The organism is Stenotrophomonas sp. 24(2023) (assembly GCF_030913365.1).
Lineage (GTDB): Bacteria > Pseudomonadota > Gammaproteobacteria > Xanthomonadales > Xanthomonadaceae > Stenotrophomonas.
Window position 1 is genome coordinate 3027198 of record NZ_CP133160.1, and the last position, 25134, is coordinate 3052331.

Annotated in this window: 30 protein-coding genes; 17 read left to right on the forward strand and 13 right to left on the reverse strand. The window is 69.6% G+C overall.

Annotation, left to right across the window (positions count from 1 at the left end; genetic code table 11):
* Nucleotides 1–53: 53 nt before the first annotated feature.
* Complete coding sequence (locus Q9R17_RS13635; RefSeq protein WP_308155145.1) at nucleotides 54–980, reverse strand: 2-dehydro-3-deoxygalactonokinase; 927 nt, start codon at nucleotides 978–980, stop codon at nucleotides 54–56.
* 103 nt (nucleotides 981–1083) lie between these two features.
* Here Q9R17_RS13635 and Q9R17_RS13640 point away from each other — a divergent pair, with 103 nt between their 5' ends.
* Entirely contained in the window at nucleotides 1084–2100 is a 1017-nt protein-coding gene (locus Q9R17_RS13640; protein WP_308155146.1) for a glycoside hydrolase family 43 protein, read from the forward strand.
* Between the two features lie 41 nt (nucleotides 2101–2141).
* Here the strand turns inward: Q9R17_RS13640 and Q9R17_RS13645 are convergent, their stop codons facing one another.
* Entirely contained in the window at nucleotides 2142–2954 is an 813-nt protein-coding gene (locus Q9R17_RS13645; RefSeq protein ID WP_308155147.1) for an SDR family NAD(P)-dependent oxidoreductase, read from the reverse strand.
* Between the two features lie 47 nt (nucleotides 2955–3001).
* On the opposite strand from Q9R17_RS13645, the gene Q9R17_RS13650 reads away from it, so the two are divergent.
* Nucleotides 3002–3406 carry a helix-turn-helix domain-containing protein gene (locus Q9R17_RS13650; RefSeq protein ID WP_308155148.1) on the forward strand — a complete coding sequence of 135 codons (405 nt, stop codon included), beginning with the start codon at nucleotides 3002–3004 and terminating at the stop codon, nucleotides 3404–3406.
* Nucleotides 3407–3415: 9 nt separating this feature from the next.
* Here the strand turns inward: Q9R17_RS13650 and Q9R17_RS13655 are convergent, their stop codons facing one another.
* Nucleotides 3416–3847: a PaaI family thioesterase gene (locus tag Q9R17_RS13655; RefSeq protein ID WP_308155149.1), complete on the reverse strand. Its 432-nt coding sequence runs from the start codon at nucleotides 3845–3847 to the stop codon at nucleotides 3416–3418.
* 136 nt (nucleotides 3848–3983) lie between these two features.
* On the opposite strand from Q9R17_RS13655, the gene Q9R17_RS13660 reads away from it, so the two are divergent.
* Nucleotides 3984–4499, forward strand: coding sequence for a GNAT family N-acetyltransferase (locus tag Q9R17_RS13660; RefSeq protein WP_308155150.1), 516 nt, complete (start codon nucleotides 3984–3986; stop codon nucleotides 4497–4499).
* 21 nt (nucleotides 4500–4520) lie between these two features.
* Here Q9R17_RS13660 and Q9R17_RS13665 read toward each other — a convergent pair whose 3' ends face one another.
* Nucleotides 4521–4940, reverse strand: a complete 420-nt coding sequence (locus Q9R17_RS13665) for a cupin domain-containing protein (RefSeq protein ID WP_308155151.1) — start codon at nucleotides 4938–4940, stop codon at nucleotides 4521–4523.
* A 66-nt stretch (nucleotides 4941–5006) separates the two neighbouring features.
* Nucleotides 5007–5489, reverse strand: coding sequence for a carboxymuconolactone decarboxylase family protein (locus tag Q9R17_RS13670; RefSeq protein WP_308155152.1), 483 nt, complete (start codon nucleotides 5487–5489; stop codon nucleotides 5007–5009).
* Nucleotides 5490–5648: 159 nt separating this feature from the next.
* Between Q9R17_RS13670 and Q9R17_RS13675 the strand changes: the two genes are divergently transcribed.
* A complete protein-coding gene (locus tag Q9R17_RS13675; protein ID WP_308155153.1) occupies nucleotides 5649–6638 on the forward strand; it encodes a LysR substrate-binding domain-containing protein in 990 nt (329 codons plus the stop codon).
* Nucleotides 6639–6664: 26 nt separating this feature from the next.
* Nucleotides 6665–7426 (forward strand): SDR family oxidoreductase, encoded by a 762-nt coding sequence (locus Q9R17_RS13680; protein WP_308155154.1) that lies wholly within the window; start codon nucleotides 6665–6667, stop codon nucleotides 7424–7426.
* Nucleotides 7427–7444: 18 nt separating this feature from the next.
* Here the strand turns inward: Q9R17_RS13680 and Q9R17_RS13685 are convergent, their stop codons facing one another.
* Entirely contained in the window at nucleotides 7445–8839 is a 1395-nt protein-coding gene (locus Q9R17_RS13685) for a DUF2867 domain-containing protein (RefSeq protein WP_308155155.1), read from the reverse strand.
* A 13-nt stretch (nucleotides 8840–8852) separates the two neighbouring features.
* Nucleotides 8853–9164, reverse strand: coding sequence for a metalloregulator ArsR/SmtB family transcription factor (locus Q9R17_RS13690; protein ID WP_308155156.1), 312 nt, complete (start codon nucleotides 9162–9164; stop codon nucleotides 8853–8855).
* A 196-nt stretch (nucleotides 9165–9360) separates the two neighbouring features.
* Between Q9R17_RS13690 and Q9R17_RS13695 the strand changes: the two genes are divergently transcribed.
* Genes Q9R17_RS13695 through Q9R17_RS13705 form a run of 3 tightly spaced genes read left to right on the forward strand, consistent with a single transcriptional unit; the run spans nucleotide 9361 to nucleotide 11698 of the window.
* Entirely contained in the window at nucleotides 9361–9870 is a 510-nt protein-coding gene (locus Q9R17_RS13695; protein WP_308158345.1) for a DUF2975 domain-containing protein, read from the forward strand.
* Between the two features lie 13 nt (nucleotides 9871–9883).
* Nucleotides 9884–10108 carry a helix-turn-helix transcriptional regulator gene (locus tag Q9R17_RS13700; protein ID WP_308155157.1) on the forward strand — a complete coding sequence of 75 codons (225 nt, stop codon included), beginning with the start codon at nucleotides 9884–9886 and terminating at the stop codon, nucleotides 10106–10108.
* Nucleotides 10109–10159: 51 nt separating this feature from the next.
* The gene (locus tag Q9R17_RS13705; protein WP_308155158.1) at nucleotides 10160–11698 is read left to right on the forward strand and encodes a TerC family protein; all 1539 of its coding nucleotides are present in this window, start codon (nucleotides 10160–10162) and stop codon (nucleotides 11696–11698) included.
* Nucleotides 11699–11712: 14 nt separating this feature from the next.
* Here the strand turns inward: Q9R17_RS13705 and Q9R17_RS13710 are convergent, their stop codons facing one another.
* Nucleotides 11713–12381, reverse strand: coding sequence for an NAD(P)H-binding protein (locus Q9R17_RS13710; protein ID WP_308155159.1), 669 nt, complete (start codon nucleotides 12379–12381; stop codon nucleotides 11713–11715).
* A gap of 136 nt (nucleotides 12382–12517) precedes the next feature.
* On the opposite strand from Q9R17_RS13710, the gene Q9R17_RS13715 reads away from it, so the two are divergent.
* Together Q9R17_RS13715 and Q9R17_RS13720 are read left to right on the forward strand one after the other, a co-directional pair.
* Nucleotides 12518–13645, forward strand: a complete 1128-nt coding sequence (locus Q9R17_RS13715) for a metallophosphoesterase (RefSeq protein WP_308155160.1) — start codon at nucleotides 12518–12520, stop codon at nucleotides 13643–13645.
* A 74-nt stretch (nucleotides 13646–13719) separates the two neighbouring features.
* Nucleotides 13720–14757 (forward strand): hypothetical protein, encoded by a 1038-nt coding sequence (locus tag Q9R17_RS13720; protein ID WP_308155161.1) that lies wholly within the window; start codon nucleotides 13720–13722, stop codon nucleotides 14755–14757.
* A 6-nt stretch (nucleotides 14758–14763) separates the two neighbouring features.
* Here Q9R17_RS13720 and Q9R17_RS13725 read toward each other — a convergent pair whose 3' ends face one another.
* The 5 genes from Q9R17_RS13725 to Q9R17_RS13745 form a co-directional block, all read right to left on the reverse strand.
* On the reverse strand, nucleotides 14764–15408 hold the full coding sequence (locus Q9R17_RS13725; RefSeq protein WP_308155162.1) for a hypothetical protein: 645 nt from the start codon (nucleotides 15406–15408) through the stop codon (nucleotides 14764–14766).
* A 42-nt stretch (nucleotides 15409–15450) separates the two neighbouring features.
* On the reverse strand, nucleotides 15451–16194 hold the full coding sequence (locus Q9R17_RS13730; RefSeq protein ID WP_308155163.1) for a putative DNA-binding domain-containing protein: 744 nt from the start codon (nucleotides 16192–16194) through the stop codon (nucleotides 15451–15453).
* Nucleotides 16187–17038, reverse strand: a complete 852-nt coding sequence (locus tag Q9R17_RS13735) for a DUF692 domain-containing protein (RefSeq protein WP_308155164.1) — start codon at nucleotides 17036–17038, stop codon at nucleotides 16187–16189. The genes Q9R17_RS13730 and Q9R17_RS13735 overlap by 8 nt, the downstream gene beginning before the upstream one ends.
* Nucleotides 17039–17094: 56 nt before the next feature.
* Nucleotides 17095–17586, reverse strand: coding sequence for an EF-hand domain-containing protein (locus tag Q9R17_RS13740; RefSeq protein WP_308155165.1), 492 nt, complete (start codon nucleotides 17584–17586; stop codon nucleotides 17095–17097).
* A 107-nt stretch (nucleotides 17587–17693) separates the two neighbouring features.
* Nucleotides 17694–18338: a DoxX family protein gene (locus Q9R17_RS13745; RefSeq protein ID WP_308155166.1), complete on the reverse strand. Its 645-nt coding sequence runs from the start codon at nucleotides 18336–18338 to the stop codon at nucleotides 17694–17696.
* 470 nt (nucleotides 18339–18808) lie between these two features.
* Between Q9R17_RS13745 and Q9R17_RS13750 the strand changes: the two genes are divergently transcribed.
* From Q9R17_RS13750 to Q9R17_RS13780, 7 genes are all read left to right on the forward strand, one after another.
* A complete protein-coding gene (locus Q9R17_RS13750) occupies nucleotides 18809–19603 on the forward strand; it encodes an alpha/beta hydrolase (RefSeq protein ID WP_308155167.1) in 795 nt (264 codons plus the stop codon).
* A 19-nt stretch (nucleotides 19604–19622) separates the two neighbouring features.
* Nucleotides 19623–20168, forward strand: coding sequence for a thioredoxin family protein (locus tag Q9R17_RS13755; RefSeq protein ID WP_308158346.1), 546 nt, complete (start codon nucleotides 19623–19625; stop codon nucleotides 20166–20168).
* A 58-nt stretch (nucleotides 20169–20226) separates the two neighbouring features.
* Nucleotides 20227–20967, forward strand: coding sequence for a response regulator transcription factor (locus Q9R17_RS13760; protein WP_308155168.1), 741 nt, complete (start codon nucleotides 20227–20229; stop codon nucleotides 20965–20967).
* Nucleotides 20964–22298 (forward strand): HAMP domain-containing sensor histidine kinase, encoded by a 1335-nt coding sequence (locus tag Q9R17_RS13765; protein ID WP_308155169.1) that lies wholly within the window; start codon nucleotides 20964–20966, stop codon nucleotides 22296–22298. The genes Q9R17_RS13760 and Q9R17_RS13765 overlap by 4 nt, the downstream gene beginning before the upstream one ends.
* A gap of 134 nt (nucleotides 22299–22432) precedes the next feature.
* Nucleotides 22433–23266, forward strand: a complete 834-nt coding sequence (locus Q9R17_RS13770; protein WP_308155170.1) for a DUF2306 domain-containing protein — start codon at nucleotides 22433–22435, stop codon at nucleotides 23264–23266.
* Between the two features lie 34 nt (nucleotides 23267–23300).
* Entirely contained in the window at nucleotides 23301–24368 is a 1068-nt protein-coding gene (locus tag Q9R17_RS13775; protein WP_308155171.1) for a histidine kinase, read from the forward strand.
* Nucleotides 24359–25132 (forward strand): LytTR family DNA-binding domain-containing protein, encoded by a 774-nt coding sequence (locus Q9R17_RS13780; RefSeq protein ID WP_308155172.1) that lies wholly within the window; start codon nucleotides 24359–24361, stop codon nucleotides 25130–25132. The genes Q9R17_RS13775 and Q9R17_RS13780 overlap by 10 nt, the downstream gene beginning before the upstream one ends.
* Nucleotides 25133–25134: the final 2 nt, after the last annotated feature.

A 25134-nucleotide genomic window follows, 5' to 3' on the forward strand; every position in this document is an offset into this window, starting at 1 on the left:
CATATAATCAGACAATATGCACGTTGCGACGCAGCAAGCGGCTGTGCGCGGGCTCAGGCTGGGCGGCGCAAGGCATCGATCGTCTGGAAGCCGCGCACGATCGCGCCGGCCGAGGCGACCGGCGTGGAGGCGATACCCAGCGTGGCCAGTGCGGTGCGGTAGAGCTGGCAGACCGCCGCGGCTCCCACCAGTGGCACGGTATGGGTGCGCAAGGCCGGGAACAGCGCCAGGGCGTCGGCGATTTCCGCGCCGGCCAGCAGCCCGCGCAGGTAGGCGCTGGTGTCATCGCGTGCGAGGGTGCCGCGGACCTGCCGGGCACGCACGCCGAACAGCAGCGTGCCCAGCCCGAGTGTTCCCGATGCCGCCGTACGTACGCCTTCGATGAACGCCGGGCCGTCGTGCCCGGGGCCGTCGAGTACAGAGGCCAGCAGCCCGGCGCTGGCCAGGCGGTCGAACAGCTCCCCCGACATGGACGTCATGAACGCCTGTATCCGGCCGTCGTGCCACTGCACCCACTTGGTATGCGTGCCCGGCAGCGCCACCACCGGGGCGTCGGCGCAGCCGGCCTGCGCCCACAGGCCGAACAGTTCGGTTTCCTCACCACGCATCACGTCAGGCGCCGCATCCACCTGGCGCACGCAGGCCAGCCCCGGCACGATGTCCACCTCCAGGGTGCCGATGCGCGCGGCGACCAGTCGGCCCGCCACATCGGCCACGCCTGCCGGGCAGTCGATGTAGCCGGCATCGATCCATCCCACGCTGGAACCGATCATGCCTGCGGCATAGGCGTGTCGTGCCGTGGGCCAGCGGCTGCGGATCCGGTCGGCGGCCTCGATCATCGCCTCGCGCCCGATCGCCGCCACGCCGGCCGCCGTTTCCCAGCGGTCCAGCACCTGTGCATCCGGGCCGATCAGATAGGCGCGCAGGTTCGAACTGCCCCAGTTGATCCCGATGATGGTGTCGGCGTGCACGTGCTGCATGGTGGGCCTGCGGGTCCGTTGCGAATTGTCTGATTATATGGTTACGTGGTGTGGCCTTGGCAATCCGGCCAAGGGCGTGGAACGGACCGTGAAGGAAGACACCATGTTGCGTGGCACCGTACGTACGCTGCTTGCCGCTGCACTGCTGCAGCTGATGGCCAGTGGAGCTGCAGGCGCAGCCCCTGTGCCGGCCTTCGACAACCCGCTGCTGGCCTCAGGGCCTGACCCCTGGATCGTGCGCGAGGGTGAGCGCTACTACTACATGGGCACGCAGGGCGACCGCCTGGCGATCCGTACCACGCGTGATCTTTCGCAGCTGGCGCAGGCCCCGGAAACCACGGTCTGGCGCCCACCGGCCAAGGGACCGAACGCGCGCTCGATCTGGGCACCGGAACTGCACCGGATCGAGGGGCGCTGGTACATCTACTACACCGCGCTTTCCAGCGAAGCCACACAGAACGATGAAGACGCACACCGCGGCGTGTTCGTGCTGGAGAACGACAATGCCGATCCGACCGTGGGTACCTGGCGCGACCGCGGGCGGTTGGCCACCGCCCATCCGGGCATCGACGGCACCACGTTCACTGCTGCGGGCAAGCGCTACTTCGTCTATTCGCCCTATGTCGGCCCGGACAGCGTGCTGGCCATCGTGGCGATGTCCAATCCCTGGACGCTGACGGGGCCGGAAACGATCATTGCCCGTCCCGACCAGGCATGGGAACGCCAGGGCGGGCGCCAGATCCTGGAAGGCCCCGAGTTCCTGCAGGGCCCGGGCGGCGACCTGTTCCTGTCCTATTCGGGCAGCGCCTGCTGGTCCGATGGGTATGCGCTCGGCCTGCTGCATGCCAAGGCCGGCAGCAATCCGCTGGATGCCCGAGCCTGGTCCAAGGCGGCCACGCCCTTCCTGTCGATGAACCCGCAGGGCAATGTCTATGCCCCCGGCCACAACGGGTTTTTCACCCTGGCCGACGGTACGACCTGGATCGTCTACCACGCCAATCCCGGCCCCGGGATGGGCTGCACGGCCAAGCGATCGCCGCGCATCCAGCCGGTGCACTGGGGCAAGGATGGCCGGCCGTGGCTGGACGCGCCGGTGGGACGTGGTGTCGGCAGTCGCTGATGCACTGTGCCGCTGCGTGCCGGAGCGGCTGAGGGCTGCCGTTAGATGCCGACGAACATTCCGCCATCGACACGCAGGTTGATGCCGGTGACATAGGCGGCCAGCGGGCTGCACAGGAACGTGGCGACATCGGCCAGCTCGTCCAGGGTGCCGACGCGACCAGCCGGCACGCCGCCCATCAGTGGCAGCACGCGCTGCTGCACCTCGTGCCAGTCGTCCACCGGTGCGCCGGCGGCCTGCGCGGCGATGTCGCGGAACCGCGCCTCCAGCCGGGCACTGTGGATGGTGCCGGGCGACACGGCATTGACCGTGATGCCTTCGGCAGCCACGGCCTTGGACAGCGAGGCTGTCATGGCCACGACGGCGGCCTTGGCAGCTGCGTAGTCCGGGTTCACGGCCGGGGGCATGAGCGCGGCGACGCTGGCGATGTTGAGGATCCGTCCCCAGCGCCGGGCGCGCATGGCCGGTACGACGCGCGCGCTGAACTGGGCCGTGGACAGCACGTTGCGCTGGAACGTGGCGCGCCAGTGCTCGGGATGGCTGTCATTCCAGGTCTGCGTGCCCGCACTGGAGCCGCCGGCGTTGTTGACCAGGATGTCGATGGGTCCGGCCTGTGCGATGGCGCTGGCCAGCACGGCCTCGACCCCGTCCTCGCCGGCGATGTCACCACAGGCGGTACAGGCCTGTCCGCCCGCGGCGGTGATGCGCTCGGCGACCTGGCGTGCCTGGCTGGCCTGGCGCCCATGCACGATGACCGATGCCCCCTCGCGTGCCAGCGCCAGGGCGATTGCTTCGCCGATGCCTTTGCTGCTTCCAGTGACGAGTGCGGTTTTTCCAGCCAGCTTGAGGTCCATCCAGAGGACTCCGATAATCCAGGGGAAGCTGACTGTGGCGGGCGACAATGAGCGCAACAAGTACGCACTTCCAGGTGCCTGGGCATGAACGCCAGCGCGGTGCCTGCCTTGGGCCGGACGGTTCGGCGGCCCAGGTCCATCGGGTGATCGCCATGATCGAGGGCCGCTGGAAGCTGCCCATCCTGTTCCGGCTGTTCGAGCACGGGAGCGTGCGGATGCTGCAGCTCAAGCGTGACATGCCCGGGGTGTCGCAGAAGATGTTGACCCAGCACCTGCGGGAGCTGGAGGCCGATGGCCTGGTGCACCGCCGTGAGATCCAGGGCAGGGTACGCCATGTGGACTATGCGCTTTCCGCGGCCGGGCACGCGCTGCTGCCCGCGTTCAGGGCACTGCGGCACTTCGCCGACCAGCACCCTGCGGACAATCCGCCGCAGGCTACTGGCGCGCCATGACGCGGCGCTCTAGTCCTTGATGAGGAAGGTGCAGGTGCCCTTGGCATGCAGCCGGCCGCTGTCATCGACCACCTCGGCATCGCAGATGGCGATGCTGCGGGTCCGTTCCACGACGCGGCCGAACACCCGGTAGGTCTGGCCGGCCTTGAGCGGACGCAGGTACTTCACGCCCAGGTCGATGGTGGAATGCACGGTGGTGGCGTCCAGTGTCGACAGCAGCGCCAGCGCAGCGGCACCATCCAGGCAGGTCGCGGCGAAGCCCCCGTGCACGGCGCCGGCCGGATTGAGGTGCCGCTCATCAGGACGTGCCTCCAGCGTGATGCGCCCGGTGTCCACCTCCACGGCGCTCAGCCCCATGGTCTGGCCGATGGACGGTGCGGGCAGCTCGCCGCGGATCAGCGCACGCAGTGCCTGCAGGCCGGAGGTTTCGGGAGGGGACATGGTGGTTTCCTGTGGCGGGGCAATCGGGAGTCGAGCAGGCAGTATGCGTGGGCGATACCGGCCGCACGTGCAACGACGTGTTCCAGGCGCGCTACTGTAGGCGGGCCACGCCCGGTGGCCTGCCGTGGGGCATGCGGTGTTGTCCATTCCCGAGCTGCACACCCCGCGCCTGCGCCTGCGTGCGCAGGCGCTGGAAGATTTCCCGGCCTATGCCGCGTTCCTGGCGTCGCCGCGTGCGGCGGGCATGGGCGGCCCGTTCGACCGCGTGGCAGCGTGGGGCCAGTTCTGCCACGACCTGGCCGGCTGGGCCCTGTTCGGCCATGGCGCGTTGATGATCGAACGGCGCAGCGATGGCTGCTGCCTCGGCCAGGTGGGCATCAACCATGGCCCGCTGTTCCCGGAAAAGGAACTGGGCTGGCTGCTGTACGACGGCCATGAAGGGCACGGCTATGCCAGCGAGGCGGCCATCGCGCTGCGCGACTGGGCCTTCCGTGCCGGCGGCCTGCAGACGCTGGTCAGCTACATGGCGCCGGACAACCTGGCCTCGCAGGCGGTGGCACGGCGGCTGGGCGGCGTGCTCGACCCGCAGGCCGCGCGCAGCGATCCGCAGGATCTGGCGTTCCGCTACCGCAGGGCCGCGGCCGGCACGTAGCCGGCGCCGCGGCGGCGCGGTTCAGTCCAGGGGCACCAGGATCGGCGCACCGGGCTTCTTCAGCAGCAGCACCACGAAGCGTGCCGGTTCGCTGGTGCTGGCATTGCGGCCCACGGTGTGCAGATCGTTGGGGCCTTCGTACCAGGTGTCGCCCGCATGCAGCGTCACCTCCGGCTGTCCCTTCACGCCCATCACGATGCTGCCTTCAAGCACATACACAAAGACGTCGGCATCGTGGCGATGGCCGGCATCGCGCGCGCCGGGCGGGTACTCCACGGTGATCATCGTGGCCTCCCGCCCGGGAATGTCGGGCAGGGCGCGGGTCATCAGTTCAGTGACACGCGCGTGCGGCGTGGCTGCTGGTGCAGCGGGTGCGGCGCTGGCCAGCAGGGGGGCGGAAACACCCAGCAGGAACAGGGTGCTGGCGAAGTGTCGGGTCATGGTCAGGTCCTCGGGGAAGGGGAGACCGGCGCAGGCCGGTGGTGCATGCGCGGCAGCCATCGCCGCTCAGCCGGACAGGCCGGCCTTGTCCAGCCCGAAGGCGGTATCCAGGCCGCCGGGGGGCGTGCGGAAGGCCACGTTCAGGCGGTTCCAGCCGTTGATCACCATGACCACGTAGGTCAGCTCGACCAGCTCGCGGTCGGACAGTTCGGCGCGCACCTGCACGTACACGTCATCGGCCACATGGCCGCCGGTAAGTGAGGTCACGGCTTCGGTCCAGGCCAGTGCGGCGCGCTCGCGCGCGGTGAACAGCGGCGAGTCACGCCAGGTCGCGACATGGTGCAGGCGCAGTTCCCGTTCGCCGTGCAGCCGTGCGCGCTTGACGTGCAGATCCACGCAGAACGTGCAGCCGTTGAGCTGCGAGGCGCGGATGTCCACCAGTTCGATCAGTTGCGGTGCAAGGGCGCTCTGCTTCAGCTGCTGCGACAGCCTGGCAAAGGCCTGGAACAGGTCGGGGGCCAGCTGCAGGTGGTCGGGGCGGGGTGTCATGGGGGATCCGTGGAAGGCGATGGGCACAGGCTAGGCCGGTGCCTGGCGGTGCAGAAGGCCTGCCTGCGGTGGCCCTGTGTTGCCGGTGGCACACCAATGCGTTGTCACGCCGCGGGCCGCCGCCGCGTCCTGGTCCATGCCCCCCGACTGGATGCGCCCATGTCCCATCGCCCTGCGCTGTTGCCATCGGATCCACTGCCCGACCCGCTGGCCCATGGTTTCGCCACGCACTACACCGGCGTGGTCGCGTTCCTGGCGGTGGCCCGCGAGGGCAGCTTCGCGCAGGCCGGGCGGCGGCTGGGCATTGGCCGGTCCGCCGTCAGCCGCCAGGTGCAGAAGCTGGAAGACCAGCTCGGTGCGCGGCTGTTCCTGCGCACCACGCGACGCACCGCATTGACCCGCGAAGGCGAGCGCTTCCATGCGCAATGCCAGCCGGGCATTGCCAGCATCGTGCAGGCCATGGACGAGCTTCGCGCATTGCGCCAGGGGCCACCCCGCGGCACGGTGCGCATCCAGGCCTCCACCGGCTTCGGCCGTGCGGTGCTGGCCCCGTTGCTGGCGGGCTTCCACGCGCAGTATCCGCAGGTGGTGCTGGACCTGCAGCTGGACGATCGTGCGGCGGCCTTCGAGCGCGACCGGGTGGACATCGCCTTCCACGATGGCGTGCTGGCCGACAGCCCGTTGATCGCCCGCCCGGTGCTGCCGATGGCGCTGCACCTGTGTGCGGCGCCCGCCTATGCCGCAGGCCATGGCCTGCCGCGCACCCTGGCCGAGCTGGCCAGCCACGCCGCCGTGCACCACCGCCTGCCCGATGGGCAGTGGCAGGCGTGGACGCTGCAGGCCGGTGGGCAGCTGCAGCGGCTGTTGCCGCCGGCGGCCTGCGTGTTCAATGACAGCACGCTGGTGCTGGAGGCCGTGCTGGCAGGGCAGGGGCTGGCGCAGTTGCCTGCGTGCCTGGCCGGCCCATGGCTGCGCAGCGGCCAGCTCATCGCCTGCCTGCCGGCCTGCATGCCGGCGCCGCAGCAGCACTGGCTCTGTTACCCGAGCCGGCAGCACCTGCCGGCGCGTACGCGCGCCTTCATCGACTACATCGTCCCGCGCCTGCGCGCGCTGGACGCACCGCCTGCGCCGGTTGCCGCGGCGGCCTGATCCCTTTTCCCAACGGAGTGCAGTACATGAAGATCGTGGTCATCGGTGGTACCGGGCTGATTGGCGGCAAGGTGGTGCAACGCCTGCGCGCGCAGGCCCACGACGTGCTGGCTGCATCACCGGCCAGCGGCGTGGATGCCTATACCGGGCAAGGCCTCGCCGATGCGCTGGCCGGTGCGGCGGCGGTGGTGGATCTGGCCAACGCGCCCTCGTTCGCAGATGCCGACGTGCTGGATTTCTTCCAGACCGCAGGCCGCCACCTGCAGCAGGCCGCTGCGGCGGCCGCGGTGCGCCATCATGTGGCGCTGTCGGTGGTGGGGGCGGACCGCCTGCCCGACAGTGGCTACCTGCGTGGCAAGCTGGCCCAGGAAGCGTTGCTGAAGGACGCCGGCCGCGACTACACGCTGCTGCGTTCCACCCAGTTCTTCGAGTTCCTGGGCGGCATCGTGCAGGCCGCCGAGCAGGCAGGGCGCATCCACCTGGCACCGGTTTCCGTGCAGCCGATCGCTGCCGATGATGTGGCCGATGCCGTCGTGGCCGCCGTCCTGCGCGTGCCGGCCAACGCGACGATCGAGATTGCCGGGCCGCAGCGCGTGCAGTTGGATGCATTGGCGCGCGAGTTCCTGCGTGTCAGCGGTGACACCCGCACGGTGCAGAGCGATCCGCAGGCCACCTACTTTGGCGCCCGCCTGCAGGCGGACTCGCTGGTGCCCTTTGGTGAGGCCTGGCTGGGCCGGCTGGATTTCCGTGCGTGGTGGGCGCGGCAGCCGGTGCGGTTGCCGGCCTGAGTGGGCAACCGCACGGTTTCAGGCGGGCGCGGGATTGGCACGCTCGCAGGTCGCGGTGTACAGCTCCGGCGCCACGGCATGTTCGGCAGCGCGTCGCAGCAGCGCCGGGGCGATGTGGTGGCGATGTACGGGATCGATCAGCTGCATGTAGAGGCGGCCGAACAGGTTCAGGGTCAGCACGCGGGTGGCCAGTGTGGCCTGGACCTGCCCGTCGTCGAGCAGCTGCACGCTGACGCTGCTGCGGAAGCGCAGGTGACGATCATCGGCGCCCAGCAGTACCTCGGCATGGCGATCGCTTGTATCGGTGTGCTGGCTGAGCACCGGGAACCGGCCGACGAAGTGCTGGCGCGCATCCGTGGACAGCAGCGACGATACCGGGCAGCCCAGCGGTGATGTGCGCAGGCGCAGCGGGGCGACCAGCTGGTTGCGCAGCGCCATCAGGTAACCCACGGTGCCGGGTGGGTTGAGCAGGAAGCCTTCCAGTATCAGGGCCAGCACCTGTGACGCGCGCAGCCCGTCGAACTGTCCAGCGCGGAAGGTCAGCGTTGCCTGGTCATCGTGGTGGCAGAGGGGCAGGGCATCGGCCAGCATCCCGGCAGCCGGGGCGCGGCTGGAGAGCACGCGGGCGGCAGGCGTGGCGCGTTCGACGTAGCCGCGCAGGGCACCACGCCGCCAGCGGCGCAGGCGCCCGCCCAGCCCACGTGCCTGCCGGCACAGGCGACCGGCCAGGCTGGGCGCAGTGGCCTGCAGGGAAAGCTGGACCAGCGGCGCCGCCTGCAGCACCTGCTGGTTGGGCTGGCAGGCTGCTGGCAGGGTCTGGGTCAGCGAGGGGATATCCGCAGCGTTGTCCAGCACCTGCCGGCGCTGCAGCATGCTCAACGCGCCCGCCAGTTCATTGCTGTGGCACGAGAGTGCGAACAGCGCCGGATGGCCGGGGTGGCGCGGAACGAACTGATGCCAGGTGCCACCCCCGAAGCGGACGGTAAACAGGCAGTCCGGTGGAATCTGCACACGCCGCAGTGCGCGGGAGAAGGCCGCCGGGTCCTGTGCAAGCTGTGCGTCGGATGTCATTGCAAAGCGAAGCTCCGCACCGCTGCTGCCGGCGATGGCGGTGAACATGCGGGGGCCGGCATGGCGATGGAACGGATGGCCGTCGTTGCCGACTGCGAAGCTGTAGAGCGAGGAAGGGTCCTGCCGGTCGGTGTGCATACCCCCCAGGCGTGCGGACGGTTCATCCAGCGCATCGATGAAATCCGGATGGTGCTGCTGGCGGGCAACCGCATCGGCGATCAGCGGATCGCCGGCACCGATGCCCAGCTGGGCGATCAGGGTGACCTCGACGGGACCGGCTCCGGCTTGTGCCGGCAACTGGAGGCATGGAAACGAACGGCGGGTGCGGGTCGAACCAGGCATCGCAGGATTCCTTTCAGCGGGCGGGGGACTTGCGGCGTGCGCGGGCTTCGCGCTTGATCGGGCCGCCGACCGGACAGACTTCGGCGGCCCAGGAAAACAGCGTGTTGGCCAAGCGGTCGGGCACCTGACGGAAATACACGAACTGGCCACGCTTTTCGCGTTCCACCAGCCCGGCTTCTTCGAGGATGCGCAGGTGGCTGGACAGCGCGGGCTTGCTGAAGTCGAAGCGCGCGGCCAGTTCGCCTGCGCTCAGTTCACCGGCGCTGAGGTAGGCCAGGATCTGGCGGCGAGCGCTGGAGGCCAGGGCTTCGAAGATGCGGTCCATGGAGTGTAGTTAATTAATAAGTTAATTGATGATCCGTCGCCGCCCGCAGGCTGTCAAGGGACGGGCGGGAGCAGCCGGCTTGCGGCCGGCCCCACCTGTGTTATCGTTTATCGATAAACCCACCCGGGCGGCACCACCGCCCCCTGCCGGAGGCCGCTTGACCCGTCGTCCTGCCCGCGCACAGTCTGCGCGCGGCCTGTTCACCCTGGCCCACGCTGCCGTACAGGCCGTGCGCGCCCTGTGCTGGCTGGGCATCCTGGCCGCGCTGCTGGCCATCCCGCTGGTCGCCCATGACCGCCGCTGGCTGCTCGATACCGTGCATGACACCACGGCGGCGGCCGCCCACGGCACGCACCTGTTCCTGCATTTCTGCCTGGGCCTGGTCGCCATCGTGGCGCTGCTGGCGCTGTCGCTGGTGTTCCTGCGCCACCTGGGCCGGCTGCTGCGTTCGGCGGCATCGGAGCGGCCGTTCACCCATGCCAACGCCCAGCGCCTGCAGCGCATGGCATGGCTGATGCTGGCCATGGAAGTGCTGTCGATCGTGATCGGTGTCTATGCCCGCTGGATGGGGCCGGATTTCGCCTGGATGGAAATCGGCGGCGGCATGTCCATCACCGGCCTGATCGCGGTGCTGATGCTGTTCGTGCTGGCGCGGGTGTTCACGGTGGGCGCGGCGATGCGCGATGACCTGGACGGTGTGATCTGATGAAGGTGACCTGATGGCCATCATCATCACCCTCGACCGCATGCTGCAGGAACGGGGCATGACCCTGTCCGAGCTGGCCGGGCGCGTCGACCTGACGCTGGCCAACCTGTCGATACTGAAGACCGGCAAGGCGCGCGCCATCCGTTTTTCCACCCTCGATGCGATCTGCCGCGAGCTGCAATGCACGCCGGGCGACCTGCTGGGCCACGATCCGTCGCGGCCGCAGGAGGCCGAGTGAGCCGCACCGCATCGATCCCGCTTTTCCCTTTACTGACGAAACGGACCTGCAATGGAATGGTTGGCTGACCCCTCGATATGGATGGGCCTTGCAACGCTGGTGGTGCTGGAGATCGTGCTCGGCATCGACAACCTGGTGTTCATCGCGATCCTGGCCGACAAGCTGCCGCCGCACCAGCGCGACCGCGCACGCGTGCTGGGCCTGACCCTGGCCCTGCTGATGCGCCTGGTGCTGCTGGCAGCGCTGGCCTGGATCATGAAGCTGACCGAGCCGCTGCTGACCCTGTTCGGGCAGAGCTTTTCCGGCCGCGACCTGATTCTGCTCGGCGGTGGCCTGTTCCTGCTGTTCAAGGGCACGATGGAGCTGCACGAGCGGCTGGAAGGCCGCGCGCACCAGGATGACGGCAAGAAGGTCTATGCCGGTTTCGGGGTGGTGGTGGCGCAGATCGTGGTGCTCGATGCGGTGTTCTCGCTGGATTCGGTGATCACCGCGGTCGGCATGGTCGACAACCTGGGCGTGATGTACGCTGCGGTCACCATTGCGATGGCGGTGATGCTGCTGGCCAGCAAGCCGCTCACGCGCTTCGTCAACAGGCATCCCACCGTGGTGGTGCTGTGCCTGGGCTTCCTGCTGATGATCGGCTTCAGCCTGGTGGCCGAAGGCCTGGGCTACAAGATCCCGAAGGGGTACCTGTACGCGGCCATCGCGTTCTCGATCCTGGTGGAAGCATTCAACCAGTGGGTGCGCTTCAACCGCGAACGCAACGAGCGCCGGCAGCCGTTCCGCCAGCGCACCGCCGATGCCGTGCTGCGCCTGCTGGGCGCGCGCCCGAGCCACGGTCAGGACGATGCGCACGACGAGGATGCCGAGGCGGGCGAGGAGCGCCTGCAGCCGGCCGAGCACGAGATGATCCGCAGCGTGCTGGGTCTGGCCGAACGGCCGGTGTCCAGCGTGATGACGGTACGTGCCGATGTGCAGTGGATCGACATGGCGCGCGGCCACGACGAGGTGGTGGCGCGGCTGGTGGCCACCCCGCATACGCGCCTGCTGGTGGGCGAGGGCGACCTGGACAGCCTGCGTGGCGTGGTGCAGAGCCGCGACCTGCTGGCCGACCTGCTGCAGGGCAGGCCGCTGCAGCTGGAAACCAACCTGCGCGAGCCGCAGTACGTGCTGTCCAGCGCCAGTGCGCTGCAGGCCCTGGAACTGATCCGCCAGCATCCGGTGCCGTTGGCGGTGGCCGTTGACGAGTACGGCAGCGTGGAAGGCCTGGTGACCGCCAACGACCTGCTGGCGGCCATTGCCGGCGACCTGGCCGATACCCAGGACGAGCGTTACGGCGTGGTGGCGCAGGGCGAGGATCGCTGGGAAGCCGACGGCGCGTTGACCCTGGACGATCTGCAGCGGCTGGCCCACATCGCACTGCCGCGCAGTGCCGATTACATGACCATTTCCGGGCTGGTGCTGGAACAGCTGGGCCGCCTGCCGGACGTGGGCGATGCCGTGGACGTGGCCGGCTACCGCATCACCGTGCTGGCGATGGAAAAGCGGCGCATCGCCCGCCTCACGCTGGAACGGACCGCTGAAAGCTGACCCCGCCGGCGCCGTCAGCCCACGGCGCCGGGTTCCAGGTAGGCCAGTGCTTCGGCGATGGCGTGCGGGCCGGCCGTCAGTTCGATGATGACCCGCCGCACCTGCGGCCGTTCGACCAGCGCCACCAGCGTGGTGGCCACGTCCTCGCGCGGGATCTGCCCGTAGGCGATGGCCGGCCCGGCGCTGACCCGGCCGGTGCCGGGGGTGTCCACCAGCGTGCCCGGGCGCAGGATCACCCAGTCCAGCCCGGACTGGGCCAGGCACACATCGGCGGCTTTCTTGACCTCCATGTACACCTCGAAGGTGTCCGACAGGTGCTTGCCGCGCCCGGCCTCGGGAAACGCCGAGACCAGCAGGAACCGGTGCACGCCGGCCTGGCGTGCGGCGGCCACGGCCAGTTCCAGCCCACGCCCGTCGATGGCGCGCGTGCGTTCGGCACCGCCCTTGCCACCGGCACCGGCCGTGAACACCAGCACCTCGCTGCCACGCAATGCCTCGGCCAGGCCGGTGGCGTCGAGCTGTTCCAGATCACCGCTGACCGGCGTGGCACCGGTGGCGGCCAGTGCAGTGGCCTGGCCGGGCTGGCGGTGCAGGGCGCGCACCCTGTGGCCGCGCGCGGCCAGCTGTGCGACCAGGTGGTGGCCGATCTGGCCGGCGGCACCGATGACGAATACGTGGCTCATGCCAGGCTCCACGGCGGGGGGACGCCCATGGTGCCCGCCGTCGTGTTGCCGCGCCGTCATCGTATGGGGTGGCAATGCCCGGTGCGGGCCGTCAGCATAGTCGGCTGCTGTCCTCCCCTTGTTGCAGGAAACAACCATGCTGAGCGTGATCGGATTCGTGCTGGCGCTGTACGTGGCCTGGCGGTTGTGGTGGCCGCTGCGGCTGCCGCGCGCGCTGAAGGTGCTGTTGTCGCTGCTGACCGTGGCCGTGGCCTGCCACCATCGCATCGTCGCCAGTGTCGCGGGCACGTGGGCCTCGCCGGAGATTCCGCGGCTGGCCATTGCCGCCTTGGCCGTGGGCTTCACCAGTGTGCTGCTGCTGACAGTGGCGCTGCTGGTGCTGGACATCGCCCAGCTGCTGACCTTGTTGCTGCGCCGCCGGCAGGGGCTGGCAGCGCTGCGCCATCGCGCGTTGCGCCCGGTGCTGGCCGGACTGGTGGTGCTGGTGTCGGTGTACGGGGTCAGCCAGGGCATGGCCGTGCCCAAGGTGAAACCGGTGGACGTGGCGATCCGCGGGTTGCCGGCGGCTTTCGAGGGCTACCGCGTACTGCAGCTGACCGACATCCATGCCAGCCGGCTGCTGACCGGTGCCTGGGTGAAGCAGGTGGTGGCCGCTGCCAACGCGCAGCAGCCGGACCTGATCGTCATCACCGGTGATCTGATCGATGGCACCGTGCAGGCCCGTCGCAACGATTACCCGCCGCTGGGCGAACTGCGTGCGCCGGATGGCGTCATCGCCATCAATGGCAACCACGAATACTACGAACAACATGCGCAATGGATGCAGGCCTTCCATGGCCTGGGACTGCACCTGCTGCACAACGCACATACGCAGGTGCGCCGGGGCGATGCGGTGCTGACCATTGCCGGGGTCACCGACCCGGTGGCTGCCCAGCACGGACAGGCACCGCCGGACATCAACGCCGCACTGGCCGGTGCCACGCCCGGTGCGCCGATCATCCTGCTGGACCACCGGCCCGGCGATGCACGCGCCAATGCCGCGCACGGCGTCGCCCTGCAGTTGTCCGGGCACACCCATGGCGGCCACATCATCGGCCTGGACCAGATCGTCAAGCGCAGCAACAACGGCTTCGTATCCGGGCGCTACCAGGTGGACGGCATGCTGCTGTACGTCAGCAACGGGGCCGGCCTGTGGCCGGGCTTCGCCACGCGCATCGGCGTGCCCTCGGAAATCACCGTGTTCACGCTGCACCGCGCGCCGTGACGGGGCATTGAGCCGCTGCCCGCCCGCTGCCATCATGCGGTGCAGGCGGGCAGGGCAGCCCCGGGGAGCAGGACATGCAGGAGGTAGCCGGACGTGGTGGGTGGGCAGCGCTGGTGGTCGCGGTACTGCTGTCGGCCTGCACACCGGGCGCGGAACCGGCCGGCCCGCACGTGGCGCAGGAACAGGAAAGCGCTGGCAGGCAGGCGTCCGCACCGGCCAGTGCCGCAGCGGCAGACGGGCGGGCGCCGGCTGCGGAAACCGACCTGGGGCCGCTGCTGGATGGCCTGCCCAGCTGCGCGCTGGACGGCTGGTACATCGACCTGCAGATCAATCGCCCCGCCCAGCCGTGGCTGGCTGCCCATGCACCCACCCCCTGCAAGGTCGATGAAGGCTTCGAACTGGCCACCTTCTGCGTGCGCGGGCGCTGGAAAGGCCTGCCGATCGATGGCGTGCTGCTGCCATCGCTGACCGTGGCCAGTGTGCGCGGGGCCACCATTCCCCTGCCGCTGGAGCAGGCGCGTGCCATCGCCCGGCAACAGCTCGGCCAGGAGTTCCGCGGCGACCTGTCCACCGAGGCGGGGATGAGCCCGATGCTGTCGGCCGACCCGGATGATCCGCAGCGCTCGTGGCTGGTCTGCACCAGCCCGGCGGTGGGCGAGAACCTCAGTGCGGCCGGCAACGTGTTCTTTTCCGGCGTGCAGATGCCGTATCGGCACGACGGCTGCCGCTACCGGGGCAGCCCGGTGGATTTCTGCGATGCGCCGCACCGCGCGCGCATCGAGGAGGCCATCGCAGAGGAGCAGCCGAACTTCAAGCAGCACTACCTGCTGGTGTCGGTTCCGCTGGATGATGCACATACCCGCTTTTCGCTGATGCTGATCGATCGCCTGGATGGCAAGGTGTACCCCGTGCCGATCGATGCCATGACCGGCGAGATCGACCGCGACGGCCACGCGCCGGAGCTGGGCGTCATCGAAACCTCCGACGAGGACGACACGTTCTGCCTGCTCGGTGCGCTCCACACCGGTGCCACGGTCGAGAACGGGCGCTTCTGCTTCGGTTTCGATGGCCAGCGTTTCACCGGCCACCGCACGCGCTACATGCGCCCGTGATGGTGTTCAGCGCAGCGCCGGTGCGGCGCTGCGCGCGCGGCTGGAGACACGCTTGATGGCCTGCGCGCGCTTGGCGATCCAGCGCACCACGATGGCGGTGAAGATCAGCGCCGACGGCACCGCATACCAGAAGTTGCCCGGCACCCGCTTGAAGTAGGAATAGGTGAACACGGCCGCGATGATCCACATGCCGGTGACATGCAGGCGCCGCCACGCCGTCGGCCCCATCTGCCGTGCGATGCCCCGGTGCGAGGTGATGGCCAGGGCCAGGATCGCCACGTAGCCGATGCTGCCAGGCAGGTTGGTCAGCGCCGAGCGACCCGGCCAGAACGCCGGGTTGAGCACGCCGAAGGTGGTGATGGCGATGGCATGCACCAGGTGCGAGAACGCGAAGGACAGGCCGATGATGCGCCGCTCGCGCAGCAGCCATTGGGTAAACGGCCCCGGCAGCAGGCTGGCAAACGACGAGGCGGTGAACGCGGCCAGGAACAGCAGGAACGAGCTGCGGGCCGTGACCCGGATGGCGGTGCGGCTGCCGTCGGCGGCGTCGCTGCCGATGGCGAAGGCCGCTGCGGCACATGCCAGTACCACCACGGCAATGGCCAGGAACAGGCGCCAGCCGTGCAGGAAGGCGGTGCGAGAGGAAGTCATGGTCGGAACCTCGGAAGGGAAACGGTGGACAGGCGTGCGGGTTCAGGGCAGGGAGGCGATGGCAGGCAGCAGCACGCCTTGGGCGCACAGCGTGTCGAGCAGCGGCGCGCAGGCCAGCAGCAGCTCACCCTTGGCCACGCCGTGCGCATCGGCCAGGGCCTGCAGCGCATCGGCGATGGTGCAGCCGTCGTCGCCGAAGACCAGCAGCAGCGGATAGGCCAGCGTGGCCAGCGCGTCGAGCTGCAGGTCGAAATCCGGCAGGCGTCGCATCAGCAGCAGCGTCGGTTCGGCGGGGGCCATGTCCGGCCACGCCGCGTCATCGTCATGCACCGGCCACCGATAGCCGAGCACGCGTACCTGTGGCGACAGTGCCAGCACGGTGTCCAGCGCCAGCGCCCCTTGCACCGGTGGACCCGGTTCACGCGGCTCGATGCGCAGGGCCTGCTGGCAGCATTCAAAGTGTGCCAGCTCGGCGGCCCATGCCGGCAGGACGCATTCCTGCTGGCTGCCCAGCCATTCGCTGAACTCCTGTGCGACCTGCGGGAACAACGGTGTGTGGCAGGCATGGTGTGCGTAGTAGTGTTCAACCGTGGCACGCCAGGTGGCGGTGTCCAGCCGTTGCTGCAGGCGGGGCAGGCTGCCGGCCAGCAGGCCGTCGAGGCTGTCGATGCACAGGCGCCGGTAGATGGCCAGCCGGCGTGCGTCGATGCCCTCCGGCGCCGGACGCGAGGGATCGCGCACATGGTCCGCCCAGCGGCGCTGCACCATGGACAGGGCCTCAGCCATGGTGCACCCCGGCCAGCGTGGCGTCGCCCTGGGCCTGGCGGATCTGCTGCACTTCCTGCAGCAGTTCGTCCAGTGGCGGGAAGTTGAAATCACGTTCGAGCAGGGTCGGGCGCACGCCGACCCGGGCATAGGCCTCGTGCAGCAGTGCCCAGACGATGCCCTTCACCGGCGCACCATGGGTGTCGATCTTGAAGCCGTCGGCCTCGTCGAAATGGCCGGCCACATGCAGCGATGCCACCCGGTCGGCGGGCACCGCAGCGAGGAAATCGAAGGCGTTGTAGCCGTTGTTGCAGGCGTTGACGAACACGTTGTTGACGTCCAGCAGCAGGTCGCAGTCCGCTTCGGCCAGCACCGCGTTGATGAACGCGATCTCGCTCATGTCCGCACCGGCAACGGCGTAGTAGGAGATGTTCTCCACGGCGATGCGCCGGCCCAGCGCATCCTGCACCTGGCCGATGCGCGCGGCGACGTGGCGCACGGCTTCGGCGGTGAAAGGCAGCGGCAGCAGGTCGTAGACATGGCCGCCGGCGGCGCAGTAGCTCAGGTGTTCGCTGTACAGCTGCACGCCATGCAGGTCCAGGAAGGCACGGGTCTGCGCCAGCAGCGTGCGGTCCAGCGGATCGGGGCCCCCCAGCGACAGCGACAGGCCATGGCAGCTCAGCGGAAAGCGCTCGCTCAGCTGGCGCAGTGCCGCGCCGTGCGCGCCGCCCACGCCGATCCAGTTGTCCGGCGCGCATTCCAGGAAATCCACGGCGCCAGCCGGCATCGCCAGCAGATCGTCGAGCAGGCCACGGCGCAGGCCGAGGCCGGCGCTGGCGGCGGGAAGGACGGTAGGTATCGTCATGGGGGCATCTTCAGCAGGAAGGCGCCGCCGGCAGGCGGCGCCGGGGAACATCCGGGTCAGTCGGCGACGCGGGCGAACAGGCCCTTCGGCATCGGCTTGCCATTGGCCTGGTAGGTGGCGCGCAGGTAGTCGTGCGCTTCCTGTTCGCTGATGTAGCCGTCGTGGTCGCTATCGATGGTGTTGAACTCGCTGGCGCGCTTGGGGGCCACGGCCAGGAATTCGGCACGCGAGACCTTGCCGTCGTGGTCCGCATCGGTGCGGGCAAACGAGGCATCGCCGCACTTGCCTTCACCGCACTGGCCTTCGCCGACCTTGGCCTTGCTGGCGGTCTTGCCTGCCGCCTTGGCGCTGGGACCGGCCTTGTTGGCACCGCACTTGCCCTCGCCACACTTGCCTTCGGCAGTGGCACTGGCAGAGACCGCTGCGATGGCCAGCGGTTGGAACGCGGCAGCGTGGCCGGCCAGCATCAGGCCACCGGCCAGGGCGACACCGAGGGCGCCGATACGCGGCAGGCGGGCGGAACGGGAAGCGGAAGAAGCGTGGGACATGGTGGTGACTCCTTGCAAAGCACGCAGGGCGTGCGGGGTGGACGCCGCCACAGGGCGGCGTGGAAAGAAAGGGGGAGGGCGGCTGCACCGGGCAGACCGGGGGACGATCAGGCGCTGCGGCGTTGGCGCAGTGCGAACAGGACCAGCAGCAGGGCACCGAGTGCCGCACCGCCAAAGCCGATGCCGGGCAGCACGGCCGCCAGCGGCAGGCTCAGCGCCAGCAGCGCCACGCCCCAGCCCAGGCGATCACCGCGCTGTACCGTGGCCGGTGTGCGGGCCAGCAGGTGGTCCAGGCTCAGGGCACCGCCACCGCCGAGGATCAGTGGCAGCAGCATGGCCAGGAACAGCAGCGGCAGCTTGAAGTTGCCGTAGCCCTGGTCGGTGATCGCATAGCCCTGCCACAGCTCGGCCAGGCCATGCCACTGGTCCGGCCAGTGCACCGCGGCCACCGCGACGATGGTCAGCACCCAGAACACATAGGCGACCGAGCGGGTGGCCAGGCCCAGCAGCAACAGCACGCTGCCGACCAGTTCCAGCCAGGTGGCCAGCTGCCAGTTGATCGATGCCGGCAGTACCGAGAACGGGAACGGGAAGCGACCGTCCAGATCGGCGAACCAGTTGGCACCGCCCAGCTTCTCGCGGCCGGATTCATAGAATTCCCAGGCCAGCAGTGCCCGCAGGGCGAGCGGGGACAGCCAGCGGCCGACGGCATCCAGGCGGGGCGTGTACAGCGAAGCAGCAGTGCGGATCATGGGGTGGTCCTGCAGGGCGGTGGTCGATGGAGGCCATTTCGCGCCGTGCAGGTATCGGCAACGTGTGCCGTTGCACCGGGATTTGTCAGCAACTGTGGCCAGCCCCGGGCCGCACTACAGTCCGATACAAAGCGGCCACACCCCACCCGGATGAACCACCCACATCTCCACACCACCGGCATGCCCCGGTAGATCCACGCCATGCGTGGATGAACCCCCCACATCCCCCACCACCAGCATGCCCCCGGTAGATCCACGCCATGCGTGGATGAACCTCCCACATCCCCCACCACCGGCATGCCCCGGGTAGATCCACGCCATGCGTGGATGAACGCTCCGCTTCAATCTCTGTATCAAAGTGTAGAAACACCCCATCGGCCTACATTCGGGTACAACTCCGCCCACCCGGGCAAACAGCGGCGATACACAGGCGTGGCGAAATGGGCACTCTTCCCCACGAGTGTCCCCCCATGTTCCGCACCACGCTTCTTGCCGCCGCACTGGCCCTGGCCGGCGCCGCCACCCCGGCCTTTGCCGCGCTGACTGCCCGCGAAGCACCGCCCACCGTCATCCTGGTCCACGGCGCCTTCGCCGACGGTTCCAGTTGGTCCCGCGTGATCAAGGCGCTGCGCGCGTGGCACGTGCCGGCGGTGGCCGTGCAGAACCCGTTGTCCTCGCTCGCCGATGACGTGGCCGCGACCCGCCGCGCGATTGCGGCCGCACCGGGCAAGGTGGTGCTGGTCGGCCACAGCTGGGGCGGCACGGTGATCACCGAGGCCGGCAACGACCCGAAGGTGCAGGCCCTGGTCTACGTGGCTGCCTTCGCGCCGGACGCCGGCCAGACCTCGGCCCAGCAGGGCGAAGGTTTCCCGGTGGGCCCGGGCCTGCAGCAGCTGCAGGACCGCGACGGTTACCTGTCGCTGCCGGCAGCGGCCTTCGCCGAGGATTTCGCCCCCGACGTGCGCCGCAAGGTGGCCGATGTGCTGTACGCCACCCAGGCACCGCTGAAGGCCAGTGCGCTGGGCGAGGCGGTGACCACCGCCGCATGGCACACCCGGCCGAGCTGGTATGTGGTCAGCCGGGATGACCGCATGCTGTCGCCGCAGCTGCAGATGGCCACCGCCCGCCGCATCGGTGCACAGGTGCAGACGCTGGGCGCGAGCCACGTCTCGCTGCTCTCGCACCCTGCGCAGGTGGCCGACAGCATCCTGGAAGCCGCCGGTGTGAAGCCGGCCGAGCTGCCGCTGGCCGAACAGCCGGGCTGACCCCATGGCCACCACGATGCTGCGCACGGTGCGCACCTATGCCATCCCGCTGCTGCTGGCCGTGCTCGGCGGGGCGGCGCTGCTGCTGGCCTGGCCGTCGGCCGATGCCGGTGCGCAGCCGCTGGAGGCCCCGATGGCCCCGGCACTGGCCGGCGGCGGGCCCTGGCACAACAGCCCGCCGCTGGAGCTGGCGCAGCTGCGCGGCAAGGTGGTGCTGGTGGAATTCTGGACCTACAGCTGCATCAACTGCCTGCACGTGGCGCCGTACGTGCACCAGTGGCATGCGCGCTATGCCGGGCAGGGCCTGCAGGTGATCGGCGTGCACACGCCTGAATTCGGCTATGAACGGCTGACCGGCAACGTGCGCGACGCCCTGCAACGCATGGACATCACCTGGCCGGTGGTACAGGACAACCAGTACCGCATCTGGAATGCGTGGGGCAACCGTTTCTGGCCGGCGCTGTACCTGGTCGACCGGCAGGGGCGGGTGGTCTATCGCCATTACGGCGAAGGCGACTACGCACGCACCGAGGCGGAAATCGAACGCCAGCTGGCCCTGCCATGAGCCGCGCTACCATGGCCGCGTCACGCGGCACTGTCCTGGCCTGCCTACCGAGAATGCGATGAACCACGTACCGCACATCCTTGTCGTCGACGATGACAGCGAGATCCGCCAGATGCTGGCCGATTACCTGCAGCGCAACGGCCTGCGGGTCAGCCAGGTGGCCGATGGGCGCGCCATGCGCGCGCTGATGGACACCCATGCGGTGGACCTGGTCGTGCTGGACGTGATGATGCCCGGCGAGGATGGGCTGAGCCTGTGCCGCAACCTGCGGGCCAGCAAGCACCGCGCGGTGCCGGTGGTGCTGCTGACCGCGCGCGATGATGAGACCGACCGCATCATCGGCCTGGAAATGGGTGCCGACGACTACGTCACCAAGCCGTTCTCCTCGCGCGAACTGCTGGCACGCATCAATGCGGTGATCCGACGCACGCAGATGCTGCCGCCGAACCTGCAGGTGACCGACGCCGGCCGCCAGCTGGCCTTCGGTGACTGGCGCCTGGACACCACCGCACGCCACCTGCTCGATACCCAGGACACCGCCTATCCGCTCAGCGGTGCCGAGTTCCGGCTGCTGCGGGTGTTCCTGGACCATCCCAACCGCGTGCTCAGCCGCGACCAGCTGCTCAGCCTGACCCAGGGCCGGGATGCGGAACTGTTCGACCGTTCCATCGACCTGCTGGTCAGCCGCCTGCGCCAGCGCCTGCGCGATGATGCGCGCGAGCAGACCTATATCAAGACCGTACGCAGCGAAGGCTATGTGTTCTGCCAGCCGGTACGCCTGCTGGGGCCGGACGAATGAGCACCGCGCGCCCGCGCCGGTTCTGGTTCTGGCCGCGCACGCTGTCCGCACGCCTGCTGCTGGTGCTGCTGGGCGGGCTGGTGCTGGCCCATGCCCTGTCCTTCGGGCTGCTGTTCTACGAGCGCTACCAGTCCACGGTGGGCATGATGCTGCGCAACCTGGACGAGGACGTGGCCGTCAGCGTGGCCCTGCTGGAACACCTGCCGGCCGACCAGCGCCAGCAGTGGGTGCCGCGGCTGGAACGGCGCACCTACCGCTACCTGCTGCGCCCGGCCGCGCCCGGCGCCGAACTGCAGACCGAGCGCGCGCGCATGGTCACCGGCATCATCGATGCCAGCCTGCGCCACCAGTACCCGCTGCAGGTACGGCAGGTCTCGCGCATTCCCGAACGTTTCGAGGTGGAACTGCACCTGCACGATGGCCAGCCGCTGACCATCGAGGTCAAGCCCTCGATGCTGCCGCTGGCACGCTGGTTGCCGGTGGTGCTGGTGGTGCAGCTGGGCCTGCTGCTGCTGTGCGCCTGGCTGGCCGTGCGCCTGGCGATGCGCCCGCTGGCACAGTTGTCGCGCGCGGTGGAACACCTGCAACCGGGTGTGGACAGCCCGCCATTGCCCGAGCAGGGCCCGGCCGAAGTGGTGAAGGCGGCCGCGGCGGTGAACGCCCTGCAGTCGCGCATCCGCGGCCACGTCAGCGAGCGCCTGCAGATCCTGGCGGCGATCTCGCACGATCTGCAGACGCCGATCACGCGGATGAAGCTGCGCGTGGAAACCCTGCCTGACGGTGCGCCGCAGGAACGCCTGCTGGCCGATCTGGACCACCTGGGCCAGCTGGTGCGCGAAGGCGTGGCCTACGCGCGCAGCAGCCACGTGGCCAACGGTGCGCCGGTGGCGATGGACCTGGGCGCCTTCCTGGCCAGCGTGGTCGGTGATTACCAGGACATGGGCAAGCCGGTCAGCGGCGGCACCGACGCGGCGATCACCGTGCAGACCTGGCCGCAGCCGCTGCGCCGCGTGCTGGGCAACCTGGTGGACAACGCGCTGCGCTATGCCGGCACGGCCGAGGTCGCTGCCGGGCGCGACGAAGACGGCAAGGTGTGGATCAGCGTGTGCGACCGTGGGCCGGGTATTCCCGAGGCGGAGCTGCAGGCGGTGCTGGCACCGTTCCACCGGCTGGAGGTGTCGCGCAACCGCGATACCGGCGGCACCGGCCTGGGCCTGGCCATTGCCGTGCAGCTGGTGCAGTCGCTGGGCGGCAGCCTGCAGTTGAGCAACCGCCAGGGCGGTGGCCTGCAGGTACTGCTGCAGTTGCCGGCACGCGCGAACGGGCGCTGATGGGGTGACGGCGGGCGGCATCGGTCGCCGCCCGCCGTCACCCATCGGCACTGGCCGTCACCGGTCGTGGTGGTGGCAGCGCCCGCGCTGGCATGGGCGCTATGAAAGCGGCATTCCCCGCTGGATTGGCCGCCATGTCCGTACCTGCTGTTGCTGCGCCGCTTTCTTCTGCTGCCCGCGCGCAGCGCCTGCTGCGCCGAAGCGCGGCGGCCTGGCTGGCCTGTGCCGCGCTGGGCCAGGTGCTGTTCGCGCTGTACGTGGCCGTGTTCTATGGGCGGGCCACGCTGGCCGGGCAGCCGCAGCGCTGGAACGCGGTGATGCCGCATGGCTACCAGCCCGGCGCCACGGCATTCAATGCGGTGCTGGCAGTGCACCTGCTGCTGGCGGCGGCCATCGTCATCGCCGGGCTGATGCAGCTGTTGCCGCCGTTGCGGCGCGCGGCTCCCGCGCTGCATCGCTGGGTCGGCCGCGGTTACGTGCTGGCGGCGGCGCTGCTGGCCCTTGGCGGGCTGTCGATGGTCTGGATACGTGGGGGGGCCGCCGGTGATACCGCCCAACACCTGGGCACCTCGCTCAATGCGCTGCTGGTGCTGTGGTTCGCGGCTGCCGCGTGGTGGCAGGCGTGGCAGGGGCGCATCGGCGCGCATCGGCCGTGGGCGCTGCGTCTGTTCCTGGCCGTGAGTGGGGTCTGGTTCTTCCGTATCGGCCTGATGCTGTGGGTGGTGATCAACCAGGGCCCGGCGGGGTTCGATCCGGACCGCTTCACCGGCCCGGCGCTGACCACGCTCGCCTTCGCCCAGACCCTGCTGCCGCTGGCCCTGCTGGAGCTGTACCTGCGTGCGCAGCGCCAAGGCACGGTCTGGCGGGCCTGGCTGGGCAGCGGGTTGCTGGGCCTGGCCGCGCTGCTGACGCTGGCCGGCAGCGTGGCGGCGGCAGCGTTGATGTGGTGGCCGCCGCTGGCATCGTGACCCGGGCCACGACAAAGCCGCTATGCTGCCGCGCATGCCTGATGCCCTGCCATCGCCGCCGGTGTCGCTGCTGCGCCGCGCGCTGTGGTGCGCGGTGCTGTCGCTGGCCGTCGGCGCGCTGCTGACGCTGGACTGGAATCCCTGGTGGGCCGTGTTGCCACGCGCGCTGGGGCTGGGCCTGCTGGCGATGGCGGTGTTCAGCGTGCTGGAACGCTGGCCGCGGCAGCTGCCGGTGGCCGTGCCACGCTGGGTGCTGCAGATCGTGGCGGTGGCCATGGCCATGCCGTTGGGCACGCTGGCGATCTACCTGGCAGGGACCGCCGCGGGCGCGGCCCCGTTCTGGGAAGACAGCGAACGCGGCACCGGTTTTCTCACCCTCAGCATTGCCGGCCTGCTGGTGGCACCGTGGGTGGCATTGGCTGCGCTGGTACGGCACAAGGACGCATTGGCCCGCCATCAGGCGCTGGCTTTCGCGCTGGAGCGCAGCGAGCTGGAACGGCAGGCACTGGAAGCCCGGGTGCAGTTGCTGCAGCGGCAGGTGGCGCCGCACTTCCTGTTCAACACACTGGCCAACCTGCAGGCGCTGGTGGACAGTGGTTCGCCGCAGGCGCCACAGGTGATGCGCCATCTGGTGGCCTACCTGCGCGGCAGCGTGCCGCGCCTGCAGCAGCCACTGGTGCCGGTGGCCGATGAGATGGCCCTGGTCACCGCCTATCTGGAACTGATGCACCTGCGCATGCCCGACCGTCTGCGCTATCGCCTGGAGGTGGCGCAGGCAGCCCGGCCGCTGGCCTGCCCGGGGCTGGCCGTGCTGACGCTGGTGGAGAACGCGGTGCGCCATGGCATCGACCCGCGCGAGGACGGCGGTGAGATCTGCATACAGGTCAGCGCCGATGCCACGCGCTGCGAGGTCACCGTCAGCGATGATGGTGCCGGCCTGGCCGGCGCCTCGCCGGGGCTGGGCACCGGGCTGGCGACGCTGCGGCAACGGCTGCAGCTGCTGTTCGGCGATGCGGCCTCGCTGCAGTTGCAGCCGGGCGTGCAGGGCGGGGCGGTGGCCCGCCTGCGATTTCCGGCGCAGCGGGCAACGGCATGCGCGTGACGGCATTGATCGCCGATGACGAGCCGCTGCTGCGCCAGGCACTGGCGGCGCAGCTGGCACAGGCGTGGCCGCAGTTGCAGGTGGTGGCGCAGGCGCGCAATGGCCGTGATGCGCTGCAGGCTTTTGAAACCCTGTCGCCGCAGGTGTGCTTCCTGGACATCCACATGCCGGGCCTGTCCGGCATCGATGTGGCCGCGCGCATCGCCCGGCGTGCACTGGTGGTGTTCGTCACCGCCTACGATGCCTATGCGGTGCAGGCGTTCGCCCATGGCGCGCTGGACTACCTGGTCAAGCCGGTGGAACCGCAGCGCCTGGCCGACACCGTGCAGCGCCTGCAGCAGCGGCTGCTGGCACCGCCACCGCTGCAGGACCTGCAGGCACAGCTGCAGCAGCTGGCTGCACGGCTGTCATTGCCCGCGCCGACGCCGCTGCGCTGGCTGCACGCGCAGGTGGGCAGCGTGCTCAAGGTGATTCCCTGCACGGCCATCGATTTCCTGCGCGCGGACAGCAAGTACACCCGCGTCGGCTGGCGCGACGATGAGGGGCGTGCCTGCGACGCGGTGGTCACCACGCCGTTGAAGGACCTGCTGCAGCAGCTCGACCCGGACAGCTTCGTGCAGGTGCATCGCTCGGCGGTGGTCAACCGGCATGCGGTGCGGCAGCTGCTGCGCGGTGACAACGAAACCGCGCAGCTCCACCTGCGCGGCCGTGACGAGGTGCTGCCGGTCAGCCGGCGCTATCTGGGCGCATTCCGCGCGATGTAGCC

What these genes read in the sequence shown, in the direction of transcription:
- Q9R17_RS13635 (WP_308155145.1), bottom strand. Translation starts at nt 980, where the DNA reads ATGCAGCACGTGCACGCCGACACCATCATCGGGATCAACTGGGGCAGT.
- Q9R17_RS13640 (WP_308155146.1), top strand. Translation starts at nt 1,084, where the DNA reads ATGTTGCGTGGCACCGTACGTACGCTGCTTGCCGCTGCACTGCTGCAG.
- Q9R17_RS13645 (WP_308155147.1), bottom strand. Translation starts at nt 2,954, where the DNA reads ATGGACCTCAAGCTGGCTGGAAAAACCGCACTCGTCACTGGAAGCAGC.
- Q9R17_RS13650 (WP_308155148.1), top strand. Translation starts at nt 3,002, where the DNA reads ATGAGCGCAACAAGTACGCACTTCCAGGTGCCTGGGCATGAACGCCAG.
- Q9R17_RS13655 (WP_308155149.1), bottom strand. Translation starts at nt 3,847, where the DNA reads ATGTCCCCTCCCGAAACCTCCGGCCTGCAGGCACTGCGTGCGCTGATC.
- Q9R17_RS13665 (WP_308155151.1), bottom strand. Translation starts at nt 4,940, where the DNA reads ATGACCCGACACTTCGCCAGCACCCTGTTCCTGCTGGGTGTTTCCGCC.
- Q9R17_RS13670 (WP_308155152.1), bottom strand. Translation starts at nt 5,489, where the DNA reads ATGACACCCCGCCCCGACCACCTGCAGCTGGCCCCCGACCTGTTCCAG.
- Q9R17_RS13675 (WP_308155153.1), top strand. Translation starts at nt 5,649, where the DNA reads ATGTCCCATCGCCCTGCGCTGTTGCCATCGGATCCACTGCCCGACCCG.
- Q9R17_RS13680 (WP_308155154.1), top strand. Translation starts at nt 6,665, where the DNA reads ATGAAGATCGTGGTCATCGGTGGTACCGGGCTGATTGGCGGCAAGGTG.
- Q9R17_RS13685 (WP_308155155.1), bottom strand. Translation starts at nt 8,839, where the DNA reads ATGCCTGGTTCGACCCGCACCCGCCGTTCGTTTCCATGCCTCCAGTTG.
- Q9R17_RS13690 (WP_308155156.1), bottom strand. Translation starts at nt 9,164, where the DNA reads ATGGACCGCATCTTCGAAGCCCTGGCCTCCAGCGCTCGCCGCCAGATC.
- Q9R17_RS13700 (WP_308155157.1), top strand. Translation starts at nt 9,884, where the DNA reads ATGGCCATCATCATCACCCTCGACCGCATGCTGCAGGAACGGGGCATG.
- Q9R17_RS13705 (WP_308155158.1), top strand. Translation starts at nt 10,160, where the DNA reads ATGGAATGGTTGGCTGACCCCTCGATATGGATGGGCCTTGCAACGCTG.
- Q9R17_RS13710 (WP_308155159.1), bottom strand. Translation starts at nt 12,381, where the DNA reads ATGAGCCACGTATTCGTCATCGGTGCCGCCGGCCAGATCGGCCACCAC.
- Q9R17_RS13715 (WP_308155160.1), top strand. Translation starts at nt 12,518, where the DNA reads ATGCTGAGCGTGATCGGATTCGTGCTGGCGCTGTACGTGGCCTGGCGG.
- Q9R17_RS13720 (WP_308155161.1), top strand. Translation starts at nt 13,720, where the DNA reads ATGCAGGAGGTAGCCGGACGTGGTGGGTGGGCAGCGCTGGTGGTCGCG.
- Q9R17_RS13725 (WP_308155162.1), bottom strand. Translation starts at nt 15,408, where the DNA reads ATGACTTCCTCTCGCACCGCCTTCCTGCACGGCTGGCGCCTGTTCCTG.
- Q9R17_RS13730 (WP_308155163.1), bottom strand. Translation starts at nt 16,194, where the DNA reads ATGGCTGAGGCCCTGTCCATGGTGCAGCGCCGCTGGGCGGACCATGTG.
- Q9R17_RS13735 (WP_308155164.1), bottom strand. Translation starts at nt 17,038, where the DNA reads ATGACGATACCTACCGTCCTTCCCGCCGCCAGCGCCGGCCTCGGCCTG.
- Q9R17_RS13740 (WP_308155165.1), bottom strand. Translation starts at nt 17,586, where the DNA reads ATGTCCCACGCTTCTTCCGCTTCCCGTTCCGCCCGCCTGCCGCGTATC.
- Q9R17_RS13745 (WP_308155166.1), bottom strand. Translation starts at nt 18,338, where the DNA reads ATGATCCGCACTGCTGCTTCGCTGTACACGCCCCGCCTGGATGCCGTC.
- Q9R17_RS13750 (WP_308155167.1), top strand. Translation starts at nt 18,809, where the DNA reads ATGTTCCGCACCACGCTTCTTGCCGCCGCACTGGCCCTGGCCGGCGCC.
- Q9R17_RS13760 (WP_308155168.1), top strand. Translation starts at nt 20,227, where the DNA reads ATGAACCACGTACCGCACATCCTTGTCGTCGACGATGACAGCGAGATC.
- Q9R17_RS13765 (WP_308155169.1), top strand. Translation starts at nt 20,964, where the DNA reads ATGAGCACCGCGCGCCCGCGCCGGTTCTGGTTCTGGCCGCGCACGCTG.
- Q9R17_RS13770 (WP_308155170.1), top strand. Translation starts at nt 22,433, where the DNA reads ATGTCCGTACCTGCTGTTGCTGCGCCGCTTTCTTCTGCTGCCCGCGCG.
- Q9R17_RS13775 (WP_308155171.1), top strand. Translation starts at nt 23,301, where the DNA reads ATGCCTGATGCCCTGCCATCGCCGCCGGTGTCGCTGCTGCGCCGCGCG.
- Q9R17_RS13780 (WP_308155172.1), top strand. Translation starts at nt 24,359, where the DNA reads ATGCGCGTGACGGCATTGATCGCCGATGACGAGCCGCTGCTGCGCCAG.